The following is a 698-nucleotide window of genomic DNA, read 5'->3' on the forward strand; positions in this document are numbered from 1 at the left end:
AACTTCGGTGATATCGCCGGTGGTCGGGTCTTTGACAAAACCGGTGCACTTGATGAGGTAGGCCCAGCGGAGGCGCACCTCGTTTCCGGGGAAGAGCCGCCAGTACTTCGGCGGCGGCGTCTCGCGGAAGTCGTCGCGCTCGATGTAGAGCACGCCGCTGAAGGGAACCTTGCGCGTGCCGGCGGATTTGTCTTCGGGGTTGTTTACGGCGTCGAGCCAGTCGGTGCGACCGGCGCGTGGATCACGTAGGCATTCCGTATTCCGCATTGACGACCGTTCCCTCACGGTCGCGCGTCGGGAATACGGGGGGGACCGCTCCCTCACGGTCGCGGCTCTGTTCATTCCAATTCGTAATGACCACTTTGAGCGGGCGGAGCACGGCCATCACGCGCGGGGCGGTCTTGTTCAGGTCGTCGCGGACGGCGTGTTCGAGGCGGGCGTACTCGATCGTGCTCTTGAACCGGGCGACGCCGAGATCCGTCCAGAAGCGGCGGATCGACGCGGGCGTGTACCCGCGGCGGCGCAAACCCGCCAGCGTCGGCATGCGCGGATCATCCCAGCCCCGGACATACCCCTCCTTCACCAGCTCGAGCAGTTTCCGCTTGCTGGTGACGACGTGCGTCAGCTCGCCGCGGGCGAACTCGATCTGCTGCGGATGATGAATCTTTTTCCCCCAGGGACCGCTGCCGTCGTCGGTG

General features: G+C 65.2%; 1 protein-coding gene and 1 pseudogene. Both read right to left on the reverse strand.

Features of this window, described 5'->3' with window-relative positions:
* A pseudogene (locus L6R21_28105) lies at positions 1–225 on the reverse strand (glutamine--tRNA ligase).
* A gap of 16 nt (positions 226–241) precedes the next feature.
* Positions 242–698 (reverse strand): glutamate--tRNA ligase family protein (locus tag L6R21_28110; GenBank protein ID MCK6563070.1); only part of this gene is annotated, 457 nt, incomplete at its 5' end.

This window comes from bacterium (genome assembly GCA_023150945.1).
Lineage (GTDB): Bacteria > Zhuqueibacterota > Zhuqueibacteria > Zhuqueibacterales > Zhuqueibacteraceae > Coneutiohabitans.